The organism is Secundilactobacillus hailunensis (assembly GCF_005405185.1).
Classification (GTDB): Bacteria; Bacillota; Bacilli; order Lactobacillales; family Lactobacillaceae; genus Secundilactobacillus; species Secundilactobacillus hailunensis.
Window position 1 is genome coordinate 1 of sequence record NZ_BJDO01000009.1, and the last position, 16,311, is coordinate 16,311.

Genomic DNA, 16,311 nt, shown 5'->3' on the forward strand with positions numbered 1-16,311 from the left:
TCTAGTGTAATATTAATATTGGACATTTAATTTCCCTGCCTTTACTTTTGGTTTGGTCGCTGTAAAGTATAACGCCTGGGAGACTAGGTGTCCTTTTTTGCAAAAAAACAGGCCTAAGTTTCTCAGTGTTGAACTTAATCAACACTAAAAAGCTTAGACCCGAAAATTGCGACTGGCCGTTTTGCGTAGTTAACTGTAAACCGCCAAAGGAGAGCAGGTGATCAGATGCTAACCGCACGTACGAAGCAAGATGTTCAGGTTCAAGCCGGTGATGCTCAGCGCAAGCAGGCTTATTTTTGTCCTAGCTGCCAAGAACAGGTGATCTTAAAACGGGGGACGCGTATGGTGGCGCACTTCGCGCACCGCCCGAATTCTGTTTGCCGGCCCTTTAGCGAATCGGAATCGCAGGCGCATTTGACGGGTAAGTGGCAGCTCGCCGACTATTTTGGCAGTAGTCACGTTGAGTTGGAGCCGTACATACAGGCGCTGGCGCAACGCCCAGATCTGTTATTGAAGCGAGCTGACCGGAACCTGGCGATTGAATACCAGTGTTCAGTGATACCAGTCAGTAGATTACAGCAGCGAAACCTAGGCTACAGCCAGTTTGGACTGGAAGTACTGTGGATCTTGGGCGTAGATTATTTACAGAAAATCAAGACGGTCCGGCAGGCTGAAAAATGGCTGCAGTATTCTGACAAATTAGGTTGGTATTTGATTTTCTGGGAGACCCGCCAGCAAAGTTTAATTATTTGGCATCACCTCACTGTAGATGGGGCTGGCCAATTACAAGGGTGGACGAAAGCCAGTAATGGTCAGCAGTATGCCAAGACCACCCTAACGACGAGCCATACAGTTGCCCAAAAACTGCAGCGCCAGGTTCAGATGGGGTTGTACTATAAACTGCCAAAATGGCTAAAACTGCAGCAGTTCTGCTATGAACATCATGGATTGTTACAGGCCATTCCGGCAATTTGCTATCAGTTGACGGCTACTGAACCTGTGATCTGTGATTCGCCCGTTATTTGGGCTGCGTTGATGACCATTTTGCTGCGAGAACGGCCAATGGGGTCGCTGATCGAACAATCTGACCTCGAAAAGTGGGTGGCGCAGATCAGACCTTATTTTGATGAGACTCAGCTCATTCAATGCACGGTACAGCAGGTCGTTGTCAGCTGGGAGCGACAGTTGCAACGCTACGTTACCTTACTAGAACACCAGGGTATTTTAAAGATGCTTGACGAAAAGGCGTGGCAATTGGTTGCTTTACCACACTAGTCATGTGGTATTCTATGGACAGTAACAAATTTCGATGAAAAGGAAGTGCTGTCGTTGGCAGATGTTAAGCAATTACCAACTCGAGATCAGGTCGACCCAAGTTTAACCTGGGACCTGACTCCCATTTATCAAAATGACCAGGCCTTTAATCAGGCCTTTGAGACCGTCATGACTCAAATTAATGGGTTATCCAAGTTAGAAGGGCAGTTAGCACAAAGTTCAAAGGCACTTTTATCCGTGATTCAAACGATCATGGCCACTATTCGGCCGGCAGAAAAGCTCTACGTTTACGCTTCTTTGAAGCATGATCAGGATACGACGAACGCGGCTAACCAGAATCTCAGCGGTAAGACGCAAAGTATGCTGACGAAACTCGAAAGCAACATTGCCTGGTTTGAACCTGAACTATTAGCTGTCGCGCCAGCCACGCTTGATGACTGGATCAAGACGGATGCCGATTTGAAGCCTTATGAGCATTATCTGCGGACCATTACGGATGAACGGGCGCACGTATTAACGCCGGCTGCTGAAAAATTATTGGCGCAGGCTGGCGACGCGTTGAGTGCTTCTAGCAACACCTTTGACGTCTTAAACGATGCCGATCTGGAATTCCCGGTGGTGGAGGATAATGACGGCGGGACCGTCCAACTGTCACAAGGTGTTTATGATCAGCTGATTCAATCGACAAAACCAGAAGTTCGTCAAATGGCCTTTAAGCAGCTGTACGCCGTTTATCACCAATTTCGGCATACGCTGGCAGCGACCCTTTCAGGAAACGTAAAAACGCACAATTTTGAAGCTTCCGTTCACCATTACGATGATGCCAGACAAGCAGCTATGAGTGGCAACCATATTCCAACCAGCGTATTTGATTCACTGGTGACCAGCGTTAACGATCATTTGCCGTTGCTGCACCGGTACGTGGCCTTACGGAAACAAATCTTAAACCTGCCAGAACTGCACATGTATGATCTCTATACACCAATCACTGGCGAACCGCAATTATCCTATACCTTTGATGAAGCCAAGGCCGAGGCACTCAAAGCATTGGCGGTATTAGGGCCGGATTATATCAGTCACGTCAAAACCGCCTTTGATTCCCGCTGGATCGACGTGGTTGAAAACAAGGGCAAGCGCTCGGGAGCTTATTCTTCCGGGATGTATGATACCGCACCCTACATTTTATTGAACTGGCAGGATAACCTGGAGAGTTTGTTTACGCTGGTTCATGAAATGGGTCACAGTATGCACAGTTACTACACGACCCATAACCAACCTTATCAGTACGGGGATTACTCCATTTTTGTGGCGGAAATTGCTTCCACGACTAACGAAACATTACTCACTGATTATCTGCTGAAAACCTATTCGGATGAGCAGGTGCAGGCCTTCGTGCTGAACCATTATTTGGACGGGTTCAAGGGGACCGTCTTCCGTCAGACACAGTTTGCTGAATTTGAACACTTTATTCATGAACAGGACGCGGCCGGTCAGCCGCTGACCGCAGAATACCTCAGTCAGCATTATTTGGAGCTGAATCAAAAATACTATGGTGATGCGGTCATCTCAGATCCAGAAATTGCGGATGAGTGGGCCCGCATCCCGCATTTCTATTACAACTACTACGTTTATCAATACGCAACGGGGTTCGCGGCTGCCAATACATTGGCCCAGCGGATCACCAGTGGAGATGACAGTAAGCGAGAGGCTTACCTGAACTACTTGAAATCCGGCAGTTCAGATTATCCGATCAACGTGATGCGCAAGGCGGGGGTCGATATGACCCGGACCGACTATCTGGATCAAGCTTTTGCTGAGTTTGAAAAACGCTTGAATCAATTCGAAAAACTGGCTAAAACCATGTGATTGAGTGCCATCAAAAAAGGCGACCTGCAAAAATGCAGATCGCTTTTTTGGTTGCGTATTCGATTTCAAAGGACATGCAAATTAGGCGTTGATTTTTGATGTTCCAGCGCTTGTTTTGCCAGTAGACCGTTGTTTTCACAAATTTCGTATAGCCCTTGATAGGTCACGTCTGGCAACTTAAGACCGCAATCGGAAACGTTCGCGTTGTATAAAACTGCGGTGGAAGGGTCAGCAACCTCCATTTCGGAAGCTAATCGCTGATCGGCTTGAAAGGCTCGGCGCGCTAATTCGGAGTTACGATCTTCAGTAAACATCGAAAGGTCGAGATGGACGTGCTTAGCAACTTCCAAAACTAATTTTTCAGAGTAGGGCTGTCCCTGTTGAACCAATTGATTTTGCAGTGTCAATAAAAAGAGTCGACCCTTTTTCTTTCCCTGAAAAAGGGCAGCCTTATAATCTAAGATAATGCGGTAATGCAGATTAAATTGTTCATTGCGTAAATTTAAGTTATGACAGTCTTGATTGGTCACTTTGAGGTGCTGATCAATCATGTGCGGATTCAGTAGCGGAATAAATTGATAAGAAATATCGCCAAAAATTTGATCAGCGAGACGTAAAATACTCTTTTCCGACTTCATACAGCGACTGCCTAATGGGTTGATAAATAGATATACTTCCAGCAAAGTAATTTCCTCCATTAATTAGCCGTTACTTAGTAAACGACCTTTAGTCAAAAATAATCATAAAGCATTTTGAGCGAAATGCAAGGATTTAGGCTATGTAAATGCAACTGGGAAGGGCGAAATCGGTTTCAAAGACCGTTGTCATAGGTGATACTGTTTTCCGTTGTTATACAAATAATTATTTCCCCAAGATGGGTGGTCAGGTAAGCTGACGAATTCTTCTAGGGTTAGACGACCCAACCTAAGCGAAAATATGCTAAAATAAAGTCTGTTTGTAAAACAAACTACAATCAATTGAAACCATATCGAGGTGAACAGCTTGATTGACAATTGGAATCATTTTTTGCTGCCTTATAATCAGGCAGTGGATGAATTAAAAGTAAAATTAAGGGGAATGCGCAAGCAATTTCAAAACAAAAATCAGCGTTCACCCATTGAATTTGTGACCGGCAGGGTGAAGCCAGTAGACAGTATCAAAGAAAAGATGAACCGACGCCACGTTTCTGAAGAACGGCTGGAACAAGATATGCAAGATATTGCCGGATTACGGATCATGTGTCAGTTCGTTGAAGATATTTATCAAGTTGTTGATCTGCTGAGAAAGCGGTCTGATATGACGATTCTTGAAGAACGTGATTATATTCACAATGAAAAGCCCAGCGGTTATCGCTCCTATCACATTGTGATCGAATATCCGGTTCAGATGGTGACTGGCGAAAAGAAGATTTTAGCCGAGGTTCAAGTCCGCACGCTAGCCATGAACTTTTGGGCGACTATTGAACACTCGTTGAACTATAAATATCAAGGCGAATTTCCTGAAGAACTGAGTGCCAGACTGCAGCGTGCCGGGGAAGCCGCTTTTAAACTGGATACCGAGATGTCGGAGATCAGAGAAGAGATTCAGGAAGCTCAGCATTTATTTTCGTACGGTAAGGGCTCAGAGCCGCAGCCGCCTAATAAGAAGGATGATCAGTGATGAAAATTGGAATTTTTAGTAATCCAGGTTCAGCTTCAACGCGGGTCTCAAATGCGTTGAAGTCCAAAATCAAGGCCGAACACTTAGTTTTGGATAATGACAATCCTGATATTTTGATTACGGTTGGCGGTGATGGCACTTTGCTGTCGGCGTTTCACCATTATGAAAAGCAGCTTGCCAATATTCGGTTTGTCGGCATTCACACCGGCCATTTAGGCTTTTATACGGACTGGCGGGATTACGAAGTCGATGAGTTGATCGATAGTTTAGCACATGATAACGGGCAAAGTGTCAGCTATCCGCTACTGGATATCTTGATTGAATATAGTGATGGCAAGAAGCAAAGCATGCTGGCATTAAATGAATCAACGCTTAAGAAGCTGACGGGAACCATGCTGGCAAACGTCTACATTAAAGACCAGCTGTTTGAACTGTTCCGCGGGGACGGTCTTTGCGTGTCGACGCCAACCGGATCTACGGCCTATAATAAATCAGCGGGCGGTGCTGTGGTCAGTTCCGAACTGAATGTGGTTCAAGTATCAGAGATTGCTTCGATCAATAACCGGGTCTTTCGAACACTAGGTTCACCCATTATCATTTCGCCTCAGGAATGGGTGCGTATTGAGCCGGTGGAGTTAGATGAAAATTTGATGACTTGTGATCAAGAAGTGGTCGAAAAGCGGCAAATAAAATCGGTGACCTACCGGATCTCGAAACAACGGATCGCGTTTGCCCAATACCGGCATACGCAGTTTTGGAAACGGGTTTCAGAATCCTTCATTGGGGTAAAGCCGATTGATTAAATTTGATTGGCAGTACACTGGTGATTCGCCGATTTTCGTGCGGACCTTCATGCGCCAGCAAGGCATCAGCAGAAACCTGTTAAAACAAATTAAGTTTTCGGGCGGTCGCATTTGCGTTGATGGTGAGCGTGTTCGAGTGACCTATAAGATGCATTCGGGTCAGCGCTTAGAAGTGACCTTGCCACCGGAGATTCCCAGTGATCATATCCAGGTCTCCAATACACCGCTGGAAATTCTCTATGAAGACGCCCATTTTTTGGTAGTCAATAAGCCTGCTGAGGTGGCCTCAGTACCCTCGCATATTTATGCTGATGATTCCCTGGTCAACCGGGTAAAGGGGTATTTGATACGGACGCACGCAGCCAGTCAGGTGACCCATATCGTGACGCGACTAGATCGCGAAACCAGCGGCATCGTAATTTTTGCAAAGCACCACTTTGCCCACACGGTATTAGACACCCAGCTGAAGCAGCATAGTCTAAAAAAGACCTATTTCTGCGTTGTTACTGGGGTGATCAAGGCTAAACACGCTGTGATTGATGCACCGATTGGCCGAGAGCCCGGTTCATTTATCAAACGGATGGTGAGGGCTGATGGCCGCGCCGCTCAGACTGAGTATTGGGTTGCTAAACGGATGTCAGCATCAACATTATTACGAATCCGTTTACACACGGGTCGAACTCATCAGATCAGAGTGCATATGGCCAGTATCGGCCACCCATTAGTTGGGGACTTCTTATATGGTCAGCAGACTAATCCCTGGATTCATCGACAGGCGTTGCATTGTGCGTCAGTCAGTTTTTATAATCCGTTTGCGCAAAAACAGATCACCTGTTACGCGCCGATGCCAGCAGATCTGGCCACGCTGATCGAACATGAAAGTCAGCTTTAAGAAGACAATTAAAAAGGTCCCTGCTATTCAGTTGTTTTCTGAGTAGCAGGGACCTTTAGTCAATTGAGGCGTTTATTTTTCCTGAAGAAAGTAGCTTAAATTCAGCTGTTCATTTAACTGGCTGGATTGTGTGTCATCATCACTTAAGACCACTAACTGTAGGTTAGCAGCCTGAGCCACGTTATTCAGCCGTGATAACCGAGCAGTGTTGGCCTTGCCGGTTAAGTGCGTTAAGATGCGGTCAACACCGTTATCGGCCAGCCACTTCAGGGCATCAGCCTGGTCACTGTCGGCCAGATCATCGACGGCCGTGCCAAAGGTGATCGACATACCACCGGCTGCTGCAATCAAGTTGGCCATGGCTTCAGTGTCCAATTGATGTTCAGGGGTGAGGGCAGCCACGATGACAGCATCAGCTCCCAGTTGCTGAGCTGCTAAAATATCGGCTTCCATGATCTTTAATTCAGGGTCGCTATAGCTGGCATCACCAGTTCGGGGCCGGATTAAAACGGCTAGGGATAGTTCGTGTTCGTGGGCGTAAAGGGTGGCTTCGGCTATCGTGCCTTTGCTGGGCGTAGTGCCATCAGCTGCAATCGTGACGCGGGTAGTCTGGTCGTTAATGGCCTGGGTCAATTGGCGGTAGTTATTAACAAGCGGTTCAATAAATTTCAAGATAAGTCTCCTTTTAACTTTACTCTGTTTTTAATCTAAGAGTCATTATAGCAATTTTTGAGTTTGATGTGACCGGTCAAGACGACATTTATAATAATTTCCCGTAAATAGTGATTGGGGCTAGGGATAACTCGGTAATTATAAGCTAAAGGTAATAGTGTAAGCGCTTGCTATAACGGACTTTTTCAGACTGCCAGTTCATTCCATGAACCCCCTTGCATTCTTTATAAATTCGCGTTATATTTACTATTGAGAAATCGTTCGGGAGCGGATGTCGAGAAATCGTCAGCCATTGTCGAATTTGCACTTCATTAACGCAGTTCCTCGCCGTGCTGACACCGAGGGGTTGCGTTTTTTTATGCGGTGACTTTTATAACTTTTATCAAAGGGAGCATAACTATGTCCAATCATATTGTCTTATTTGAACCTTTAATGCCAGCTAATACTGGTAACATTGCCAGAACCTGTGCCGGGACGGATACGATCTTAGATCTGATTGAACCCTTGGGCTTTTCCGTTGACGATGCGCATCTCAAACGGGCTGGCTTAGATTATTGGGATAAGGTTGACATTCGTTATCACAAAAACTTACAGGAATTTATGAGTACGGTTCCAGACGTTAAGCGGCTGTTCTTAGTCTCTAAGTTCGCGGAATTTGCTTACACGCAGCACGATTACACGGATGTTGAAAATGGTGATTACTACTTCATGTTTGGTAAGGAAACTACTGGGTTGCCAGAACCATTTATGCGCAAGCACAGCGAACAGGCAATCCGGATTCCTCAAGATGATACGCATATTCGCGCGTTGAACCTCTCTAATTCGGCTGCCATTGTGATCTACGAAATTCTGCGTCAGCAAAACTTTCCTAAATTAGAGCTCGAACACCACTATGAAAATGATAAACTAAAGTAAGCTGATTAATTAATAGGGGTGAACATTTTGGCACAAAAACGAAAGACCGCACGCCGTCGAACCACTAAGTCGACTAACCGGCGTAAAAAGGGACGTCAAAAAAACGTTTCTTATACCGCCAATGCAGTGGGCCTGATCCTGTTAACTTTGTGCCTTTTGGCGTTTTTTAAGGCGGGATTTATTGGTGAGTTAGTGGCCAATTTAATTCGCTTTGCCGTTGGGGATACCTACCCGCTGATCAGTTTAGTTGGGGTAGCAGTCGGACTGGCATTATTAATCACGGGACGGCTGCCCAAAATTTCTGGGCGCTGGCTTTGGAGCCTGGGGTTGATGTACCTCGGTATTTTGCTGTGGCTGCAGGTGGATCTATTCTTGTCCGAAGACCAGCATACTGTTTTTTTGAGCTATACCTGGCAATTGCTGGGGAGTGATCTGGCCAACAGCAGTGTTAATACGGCAGTCGGTGGGGGAACCATCGGGGCGGTGCTGCTGACGGTCACCCATTTTCTCGTGGCGTTTGGCGGTGCTAAGGTCATTGCCGTTTTGCTGATACTGGCTGGGGTGATGGTTGCGTTTAACGTTTCCGGCGCTCAGCTCCTAACCTGGATTCAAGCCGCTAGTCACTGGCTGGGGCATGGTTTAACCTTGATGGGTCATTCATTGACCGGTGCAGTGGCTAAGCTTAAACAAACGCAATTAAAGTCAGCTAAACAGCCGACACGGTCAAAACCGGTTAAGCAAACGGTAACCACTGAGAAAGACTTGCCAATCCCAGTAGCTGAGCGGAAGGCCAGTGTTGAACCACCGGCAGAAAAGCCGGCCATTCCCATTAGTGTGGCAACCCGCAAAAATGAACCGGAACAGCCGTCTGCAACGGACTCTGAGACGCAGACTGAAGATCCTGCGTCCACAATGATTGCTGCTGTGGGGGATGATCCCAATTATCAGTTGCCGGGAACGGACCTGTTAACGCCGATCCCACAAAAAGATCAGCAAGACGACTACAAAACGATTGAAAAAAACACTAAAATTCTGAAAAAAACGTTGGATAGCTTTGGGGTCGATGCTGAAATTAAACACGTTAATCTAGGCCCTTCCGTAACCGAGTATGAGCTGCACCCAGCCATTGGCGTGAAAGTGTCACGCATCGTTAATCTGGCGGATGATCTAGCCCTTGCGCTTGCTGCTAAGGAAATTAGAATTGAGGCACCGATTCCTGGAAAATCATTAATTGGAATCGAAGTCCCCAATAAAGAAATTTCGACGGTTTCATTTCGTGATGTCAGCGAGGCGGTCACACACGGCCCCGCTCATTTACTGGAAGTGCCGTTGGGCCGGGATGTGACCGGTAAAGTCATCAACATGGATCTCACCAAAATGCCGCACCTGCTCATTGCCGGGTCAACTGGTAGTGGGAAATCGGTGGCAATCAATGGCATCATCACGAGTATCCTGATGAACGCTAGGCCCAGTCAGGTCAAGTTGATGCTGATCGATCCTAAAAAGGTCGAATTAAGCGTCTATAATGGCATTCCCCACTTACTGACACCAGTGGTCTCAGACCCGAAGAAAGCGGCTAAGGCCCTGCATAAAGTGGTTCATGAAATGGAGCAGCGTTATGATTTGTTTGCTAAGGCTGGTCAACGGAAGATATCGGGGTACAACCAGTTTATTAAGACTCAAAATCAAACGGCAGATAAGCCGTTACCAACGTTACCATACATCGTGGTGATCGTTGATGAATTGGCCGACTTGATGATGACCGTTTCCAATGAAGTCGAGGACGCCATTATTCGGCTGGCTCAAATGGGCCGGGCGGCTGGTATTCATATGATTCTGGCCACTCAACGGCCTTCGGTAGATGTTATTACTGGGTTAATTAAAGCTAACGTGCCTTCTAGAATGGCCTTCGCTGTTTCCAGTGGGGTTGATTCACGAACTATCCTGGATTCAAACGGGGCTGAGAAACTGTTAGGCCGTGGCGATATGCTTTATATGCCAGTTGACCAAAACTCACCGACACGGATTCAGGGGGCCTATATTCCGGATCAGGATGTCCAGCATGTCACGGATTTCATTCGCAACCAGCAGACCGCCGAGTATGATGAGGCGATGATGGTGAGTGACGAAGAAATCTCGGAGGATGAGGCGCATTCGGATGACGATTTATTTGATGATGCCCTGCAGTTCGTGGTTGATCAGCAAAAGGCCAGTACCTCGCTGCTGCAACGCCATTTCCGGATTGGCTACAACCGCGCAGCTAGATTGATCGATGATCTGGAACAAGGTGGTTTTATTGGTCCGCAAGACGGCAGCAAACCACGCAAGGTGTACAAACAAAAAGACTCGGATGCTTAATTAGGTTGTTAAAAAGATTAAAAAAGCTTCTGAAGGCGCCATTGACAGACGTCCTTCAGAAGCTTTAATTTTTAAAATGGGGCACAGCCCCACCATTAGTTTAGCCGAACACACCAATTGCTTGGAGGGCACTGGCAACTAATGAGCCTAAAGTTGCAATAATCATGATCCAGACTAGGACCATTGTGATTTTTTGAAAGGTTGATTTTTGTTTTTTCTGCATATTCGCACCACTTTTCATCTGTTTACTTCAAATAGTTTAACGTGGTCAATAAAGAATTGCAATGAGAATGGAAATTTTCTTGATTTTAAAGGGAAGATTGCGGTAAAATTTCCCTTGTGCGTTAACGATGGTAACCATGGCAAATAAGCGAAGGGACGGACTATAGTGGGACCAATGATCATGCAAATTATTATCTTGATAGCAGTCCTGTTTATTTTACGGGTATTTAGAAACCTCATCCCCAAAGCGCAACGACCAAGATTGCGTCCAATCGACTGCTTGCCGCTGCTTAGTCTTTGGTTTATTTGGCAGCTGTCCCATACCTGGGCTGACCCTTGGTTTGCTGCGATCGTATTCATCTGGATGGTGATCTCAATTATCCTGACGTTATGGTGGGGATTTTCCAAAGGTGAACTGCTTTGGAATAAATTTCTGCTTTTTTACTGGCGAATGACCGATATTTTATTACTTTTAGCTTATCTAGTGACACTTATTCGGGTCTTAATCAGATAATTATTTATGTGAAGCATTACACACTATCCCAAACTTTCCCCGTTCAAACATGGTTTGAACGGTTTTTTTTTAATTTTTTTTAATTTGTGTCATTAATGTTTGGGGAGTTGTGGTAGAAAGTGGGGAGCTGTGGTAAACTTTAGTTAAAATAGCTGTATTAGGGGGTGAATCGAATGTTCATGGGTGAATTTGAGCATTCGATTGACACTAAGGGACGGCTAATTATTCCAGCCAAATTTCGTGATCAGTTAGGTAAAGAATTCGTCATCACTCGGGGTATGGACGGCTGCCTGTTTGGCTATCCAATGTCCCAATGGGCGGTTGTGCAAAAGCGTTTAAGTGCATTGCCATTGAACAAGCGTGATGCGCGGGCTTTTGTGCGGTTCTTTTACTCGGCAGCGACGACGTGTTCACTTGATAAGCAGGGGCGGGTAAACCTGCCCCAAGCGTTGATTAAACATGCTGAACTGGAAAAACAATGTGTCATTGTTGGCGTTTCAGACCGCTTTGAAATTTGGAGCCAAAAGCGCTGGCAGGCCTTTGCTGAAAAAGCGGAGGATAATTTTGATGATATTGCTGAAAATTTAATTGATTTTGATCTGTAATTTGAGCATTAGACAAGGAGAAGAACTATGGCAGAGTTTCATCACCGCACAGTATTATTAAATGAGGCCGTCCGTGAACTCAACGTTCATCCAGACGGTACATATGTTGACTGTACGCTTGGTGGCGGCGGTCATACGCATAAAATCCTGACGGAACTGACGACCGGTCACTTGTATTCGTTTGATCAAGATGAAACCGCGATTGACTATAATCAAGAACAGTTAGCAACTGAGATTTCGGCTAAGCGATTGACCTTGATTCACGCAAACTTTAGGGATTTAAAACAATCACTGGTAGATCAGCAAGTCGATCACGTTGATGGTATCTTGTATGATTTGGGAGTTTCGTCCCCGCAGTTCGACGATGCCGACCGGGGGTTCAGTTACCGGTATGACGCACCGTTAGATATGCGTATGGATCAAAGCGCACCATTGACTGCACAAACCGTGGTCAATCAATGGTCTTACCAGGAACTGGTCCGCATCTTTTACCGGTATGGCGAAGAAAAGTTTGCCAAGTCAATTGCTCGGCGGATTGAAGCTGCCCGTGAAAAGAAGCCCATTGAAACAACTGGTGAGCTGGTTGAGCTGATCAAAGAGGCAATTCCGGCAGCCGCCCGGCGACATGGCGGTCACCCGGCGAAGAAGGTTTTTCAGGCCATTCGAATTGCGGTCAACGATGAACTTTCAGCACTTGAAACATCTTTGGAACAAGCATTGACGTTACTGAATCCGGGGGGTCGGATTTGCGTCATTACGTTCCAGTCTTTGGAGGATCGTCTAGTTAAAACTATGTTTAAGGAAAAGAGCAGTTTACCTGACTTGCCAGCTGGGTTACCAGTGATTCCGGATAACATGCAGCCCGATTTTAAACTGATCACGCGCAAGCCCATTATACCTAACGAGGAAGAGTTAGTTGAAAATCATCGTGCGCATAGTGCTAAGTTACGCGTAATCGAACAAAAATGACGAAATTATAATTTAATATTTTAAGGGATAGGATGATGATCAAGTATGGCTCAAAATAACTTAGCAACTCAATATCAACCGCAAACACTGCCTAAACAGCCTCAAGTTCCATTACATAGATCTTCAAAACAGGCTGTCAGTGTTCCGAAGAAGCTGCCAGTTTCCAGATTTGAAAAGTGTTTACTCACAGTGGGGGGCGTACTGATAATTGGTATGATGCTGTGGCTGGTCAGCACTAAAATCGGGGTCTCAACGGCGCAACAGCATCTGCAGGATGTGGATACGCGGATCGCGAGTCTTGAAAACAAAAATACGAATGATCGGCAGACCATTAATGAATTGCTGAACCGCTCCAGATTGGAAAAAGTTGCTAAAGCAAACGGCATGACACTTTCGAATAGTAAAGTAAGGAATGTGAATAAATGAAACAATCACCTAAACGAACGGTGACTAGCAAACAAGTGCGACGCAATCAGCGGGTTTTTGGACGAACCCTACTGGTGATTTTCACCTTCGCACTGGTGCTATTCATTGGTCGTTTTTCTTATATCGCCATTGGTAAAAATGTCGAACACGTGAATTTAAGTACTCAAGCTAAAAAATTGTATACCGCTAATCATACGCTAAAAGCGCAACGGGGAACGATCTATGACGCTTCCAGTCAGCCGATTGCCGAAGATACCAGTACTTATTCACTGTACGCGGTTTTAGATAAAAATCAGCGAACCATTGCCGGCAAGCCGATGTATGTGACAAATAAAGCTAGGGCTGCTCGGGTGCTCTCAAAGTATTTGCCAATTAGTGATCAAAAAGCGTTAGCGTATCTGACACCCAGTAATAAAAAGGCCTTTCAGGTTGAATTCGGTGCTGCGGGGCAGAATATTTCATTAACAACTAAGGAAAAAATTGATCAAGCCCATATCCACGGCCTGACGTTTGTGCAACGGCAAGCACGACTATATCCTAACGGGGTGTTTGCTTCTCACCTGATTGGTAACGTCACCGCTACGGCTAAGGGACAATTAGTCGGTACGATGGGAATCGAAGGTGCCGATAATGACTTATTAAAGGGTGTTGATGGCTTTAAGAAAGTCAGCCAGGATAACAATGGTTACCAGATTCCGGGTTCAAATCAAAAAGCCCGTAAGCCGCGTAACGGAGATAATGTGTATACGACGCTTGATAGTCGCCTGCAGACATTACTGGAAACTCAAATGTCCGTTTTGCAGGACAAGACGCATTCTAAAACCTTGAACGCGGTGTTAATGAACGCTAAAACTGGTGCTATTGTGGCGGCTACTCAACGGCCGACCTTTGATCCGCAAACGGGTAAAGGGTTAAATTCAGTCTGGCGCAACACGTTGATCCAGGATTCCTATGAACCCGGTTCAACCATGAAAGTCTTTACGATGGCAGCTTCTATTGATAGCGGTAATTACAACGGTAATGCCACTTATCAGTCTGGACGCTATGAAGTTGGCGGCCGGACAGTGCCTGACTGGAATCCGGGTGGCTGGGGTACCATCACCTATAACAAGGGGTTTGCCCTTTCCAGTAACGTTGCCATGGCTCATTTGGAACAGCAAATGGGCGCCAAGACCTGGAAAAAATATATCAACCGGTTTAAGTTTTTACAACCAACTGGGTTTGGTCTACCTGGCGAGCAAAGCGGTGGAATCGCCTTTAACCATACGATCGATCAAGCCGATACGGCATTTGGCCAAGGTATTCAGGTGACCGCAATTCAAATGATGCAGGGGTTATCTGCTATCGGGAATAATGGTAAAATGTTAAAGCCTTACTTAGTTCGTAAGATTGTCGATCCTAATACTGGTAAAGTTGTTAAATCATATGGTAAGAAAGAAGTGGGGCAGCCAATCTCTGCAGCAACTGCCAAGGCAGTTCGTGGACACATGCAAGACGTTGTATATAAGAAATACGGGATCGGTTCTGACTACAAGATCAAGGGTATTCGAATTGCAGCCAAGACGGGTACTGCACAAGTCAGCAATGGTAAATCAGGTTACTTAAGCGGGGATGATAGTTATCTCTATTCAGTAGCCGGTATGGCGCCAGCTAAAAATCCTAAGTATATTATGTACATCACCATGAAACAACCGAATCTACCGGGAACCGAGACACCAACTCAGTTGATGGCGGATGTGTTTAAGCCCGTCATGAAGCGTGCCTTGCAAGAGGACACGTCAACGGCGAACAATCAAGCAGCGGATAAGATGCTGTCATACGTAAATCGTTCAACTTCCGGTGCCAAAAACGACCTCACTTCCAGAGGGTATAAGGTCACCGTGATCGGTAACGGCAACCACGTGTTGAAACAATCGCCAATTTCTGGTCAGGTCATGATGTCACATCAGCGGGTGATTTTAATCACCGGTGGGACACCTAAAATGCCAGTTTTAACCGGTTGGTCATCCAGTGATGTTTTGCGGTTAGGTCAGATGCTGGGATTGAACGTTAAGACGGATGGTAACGGGTTCGTGACCAAGCAAAGCATTGCCGTTGGTAAACAAGTTAACGAGTCTGACAAATTAACAGTGCATTTAAAGTAACTCACTTCTGTGGGTATAAGAGGAGAAAGTTATGAGTTCGGTTGTATCGTTTCTAATTAGTTTTATATTTACTGCGGCGTTTATGCCCGCATTGATCCGTTATTTTCGCGCTAAACATGAAGGTCAAATGATCCGAGAAGAAGGACCATCCTGGCACGAGAAAAAATCGGGGACACCAACGATGGGTGGCTTAATGTTTATTTTGGCCATCATTGTCGCAACACTGATTGCTGGTTTAGTGTTTGGCCAGCTTGATCCGGTAGCGTTGATCCTATTATTTATCCTGATCCTCTATGGCTTATTGGGGATGTGGGACGACTCGATCAAACTGTTCCGGCGTCAAAACGAAGGGCTGAAAGCCTGGCAAAAATTACTGGGGCAGATCATTGGTGGAGCTGTGTTCTTCGCGGTTTATTTACACGAAGGCTTGCCACTACTGCTTAAAATTCCCGGTTTTGGTGCCGTTCATTTAGGTTTAGTCGGCTATTTCATCTTTATTTTATTCTGGCTGGTTGGCTTTTCTAACGCCGTTAATTTAACGGATGGGCTAGATGGCCTGGTTGCTGGTGTCGGGTCGATTTCATTTATCACGTACGGTATTATCGCGCTTCATCAGCACCAATATGATGTTGCGATGTTTTGCCTTGCCGTGGTCGGTGGTCTGTTGGCCTTCTTGATTTACAATCACAAGCCCGCTAAAATCTTTATGGGTGATATGGGCTCATTGGCATTGGGTGGCGCGTTGGCTGCCGTTTCGATCTTAGTTCATCATGAGGTTTCACTGTTGTGGATCGGCTTGATCTACGTGATTGAAACTGCCAGCGTGATTTTACAGGTGATTTCATTTAAGACGACCGGTAAACGGATCTTCTTAATGTCACCAATTCATCATCATTTTGAAATGAAGGGCTGGAGCGAATGGCGAATTGACATCACGTTCTGGTGCATCAGTGCAGTAACGGCTATTACGGGTATTTGGGTCATGTGGTAG

The 16,311-nt window shown here is 45.8% G+C and carries 16 protein-coding genes; 13 read left to right on the forward strand and 3 right to left on the reverse strand.

All coding sequences use genetic code 11. The features are described from left to right. Positions 1 to 225: 225 nt before the first annotated feature. Both FFM73_RS03960 and pepF read left to right on the forward strand, forming a co-directional pair. Positions 226 to 1,275: a competence protein CoiA gene (locus FFM73_RS03960; protein WP_137630492.1), complete on the forward strand. Its 1,050-nt coding sequence runs from the start codon at positions 226 to 228 to the stop codon at positions 1,273 to 1,275. A gap of 54 nt (positions 1,276 to 1,329) precedes the next feature. After that, positions 1,330 to 3,141 carry an oligoendopeptidase F gene (gene pepF, locus FFM73_RS03965; RefSeq protein WP_137630493.1) on the forward strand — a complete coding sequence of 604 codons (1,812 nt, stop codon included), beginning with the start codon at positions 1,330 to 1,332 and terminating at the stop codon, positions 3,139 to 3,141. A gap of 65 nt (positions 3,142 to 3,206) precedes the next feature. Here the strand turns inward: pepF and FFM73_RS03970 are convergent, their stop codons facing one another. Next, complete coding sequence (locus FFM73_RS03970) at positions 3,207 to 3,824, reverse strand: DsbA family protein (RefSeq protein WP_171001194.1); 618 nt, start codon at positions 3,822 to 3,824, stop codon at positions 3,207 to 3,209. A 319-nt stretch (positions 3,825 to 4,143) separates the two neighbouring features. Here FFM73_RS03970 and yjbM point away from each other — a divergent pair, with 319 nt between their 5' ends. Genes yjbM through FFM73_RS03985 form a run of 3 tightly spaced genes read left to right on the forward strand, consistent with a single transcriptional unit; the run spans position 4,144 to position 6,495 of the window. Continuing rightward, on the forward strand, positions 4,144 to 4,800 hold the full coding sequence (gene yjbM, locus FFM73_RS03975; protein WP_306418821.1) for a GTP diphosphokinase: 657 nt from the start codon (positions 4,144 to 4,146) through the stop codon (positions 4,798 to 4,800). After that, complete coding sequence (locus FFM73_RS03980) at positions 4,800 to 5,603, forward strand: NAD kinase (RefSeq protein ID WP_137630495.1); 804 nt, start codon at positions 4,800 to 4,802, stop codon at positions 5,601 to 5,603. The genes yjbM and FFM73_RS03980 overlap by 1 nt, the downstream gene beginning before the upstream one ends. Further along, positions 5,596 to 6,495: an RluA family pseudouridine synthase gene (locus tag FFM73_RS03985; protein WP_137630496.1), complete on the forward strand. Its 900-nt coding sequence runs from the start codon at positions 5,596 to 5,598 to the stop codon at positions 6,493 to 6,495. The genes FFM73_RS03980 and FFM73_RS03985 overlap by 8 nt, the downstream gene beginning before the upstream one ends. Before the next feature lie 72 nt (positions 6,496 to 6,567). On the opposite strand, the gene FFM73_RS03990 is transcribed toward FFM73_RS03985, so the two are convergent. Continuing rightward, positions 6,568 to 7,167 carry a copper homeostasis protein CutC gene (locus FFM73_RS03990; RefSeq protein WP_171001195.1) on the reverse strand — a complete coding sequence of 200 codons (600 nt, stop codon included), beginning with the start codon at positions 7,165 to 7,167 and terminating at the stop codon, positions 6,568 to 6,570. Positions 7,168 to 7,566: 399 nt separating this feature from the next. Here FFM73_RS03990 and FFM73_RS03995 point away from each other — a divergent pair, with 399 nt between their 5' ends. Beyond that, the gene (locus FFM73_RS03995; protein ID WP_054654739.1) at positions 7,567 to 8,082 is read left to right on the forward strand and encodes a tRNA (cytidine(34)-2'-O)-methyltransferase; all 516 of its coding nucleotides are present in this window, start codon (positions 7,567 to 7,569) and stop codon (positions 8,080 to 8,082) included. Between the two features lie 27 nt (positions 8,083 to 8,109). Beyond that, a complete protein-coding gene (locus tag FFM73_RS04000; RefSeq protein WP_137630498.1) occupies positions 8,110 to 10,440 on the forward strand; it encodes a DNA translocase FtsK in 2,331 nt (776 codons plus the stop codon). Positions 10,441 to 10,540: 100 nt separating this feature from the next. Here the strand turns inward: FFM73_RS04000 and FFM73_RS04005 are convergent, their stop codons facing one another. Continuing rightward, positions 10,541 to 10,663: a DUF4044 domain-containing protein gene (locus FFM73_RS04005; protein ID WP_089137010.1), complete on the reverse strand. Its 123-nt coding sequence runs from the start codon at positions 10,661 to 10,663 to the stop codon at positions 10,541 to 10,543. Positions 10,664 to 10,843: 180 nt separating this feature from the next. On the opposite strand from FFM73_RS04005, the gene FFM73_RS04010 reads away from it, so the two are divergent. The 6 genes from FFM73_RS04010 (at position 10,844) to mraY (ending at position 16,311) form a co-directional block, all read left to right on the forward strand. Beyond that, on the forward strand, positions 10,844 to 11,176 hold the full coding sequence (locus FFM73_RS04010) for a DUF3397 family protein (protein ID WP_171001196.1): 333 nt from the start codon (positions 10,844 to 10,846) through the stop codon (positions 11,174 to 11,176). A gap of 173 nt (positions 11,177 to 11,349) precedes the next feature. After that, positions 11,350 to 11,781 (forward strand): division/cell wall cluster transcriptional repressor MraZ, encoded by a 432-nt coding sequence (gene mraZ / locus FFM73_RS04015; RefSeq protein WP_137630500.1) that lies wholly within the window; start codon positions 11,350 to 11,352, stop codon positions 11,779 to 11,781. Positions 11,782 to 11,808: 27 nt separating this feature from the next. Then, positions 11,809 to 12,750, forward strand: a complete 942-nt coding sequence (gene rsmH / locus FFM73_RS04020) for a 16S rRNA (cytosine(1402)-N(4))-methyltransferase RsmH (RefSeq protein WP_137630501.1) — start codon at positions 11,809 to 11,811, stop codon at positions 12,748 to 12,750. Between the two features lie 45 nt (positions 12,751 to 12,795). Continuing rightward, on the forward strand, positions 12,796 to 13,176 hold the full coding sequence (gene ftsL, locus FFM73_RS04025) for a cell division protein FtsL (RefSeq protein WP_137630502.1): 381 nt from the start codon (positions 12,796 to 12,798) through the stop codon (positions 13,174 to 13,176). Continuing rightward, complete coding sequence (locus FFM73_RS04030; RefSeq protein ID WP_137630503.1) at positions 13,173 to 15,320, forward strand: penicillin-binding transpeptidase domain-containing protein; 2,148 nt, start codon at positions 13,173 to 13,175, stop codon at positions 15,318 to 15,320. The genes ftsL and FFM73_RS04030 overlap by 4 nt, the downstream gene beginning before the upstream one ends. 31 nt (positions 15,321 to 15,351) lie before the next feature. Beyond that, a complete protein-coding gene (mraY, locus tag FFM73_RS04035; RefSeq protein ID WP_137630504.1) occupies positions 15,352 to 16,311 on the forward strand; it encodes a phospho-N-acetylmuramoyl-pentapeptide-transferase in 960 nt (319 codons plus the stop codon).

Bases quoted from the DNA above. Each gene is read 5' to 3' on its own strand.
- FFM73_RS03960 (WP_137630492.1), top strand. From the start codon at position 226: ATGCTAACCGCACGTACGAAGCAAGATGTTCAGGTTCAAGCCGGTGAT.
- FFM73_RS03980 (WP_137630495.1), top strand. From the start codon at position 4,800: ATGAAAATTGGAATTTTTAGTAATCCAGGTTCAGCTTCAACGCGGGTC.
- FFM73_RS03995 (WP_054654739.1), top strand. From the start codon at position 7,567: ATGTCCAATCATATTGTCTTATTTGAACCTTTAATGCCAGCTAATACT.
- FFM73_RS04005 (WP_089137010.1), bottom strand. From the start codon at position 10,663: ATGCAGAAAAAACAAAAATCAACCTTTCAAAAAATCACAATGGTCCTA.
- FFM73_RS04010 (WP_171001196.1), top strand. From the start codon at position 10,844: ATGCAAATTATTATCTTGATAGCAGTCCTGTTTATTTTACGGGTATTT.
- mraZ (WP_137630500.1), top strand. From the start codon at position 11,350: ATGTTCATGGGTGAATTTGAGCATTCGATTGACACTAAGGGACGGCTA.
- rsmH (WP_137630501.1), top strand. From the start codon at position 11,809: ATGGCAGAGTTTCATCACCGCACAGTATTATTAAATGAGGCCGTCCGT.
- ftsL (WP_137630502.1), top strand. From the start codon at position 12,796: ATGGCTCAAAATAACTTAGCAACTCAATATCAACCGCAAACACTGCCT.
- FFM73_RS04030 (WP_137630503.1), top strand. From the start codon at position 13,173: ATGAAACAATCACCTAAACGAACGGTGACTAGCAAACAAGTGCGACGC.
- mraY (WP_137630504.1), top strand. From the start codon at position 15,352: ATGAGTTCGGTTGTATCGTTTCTAATTAGTTTTATATTTACTGCGGCG.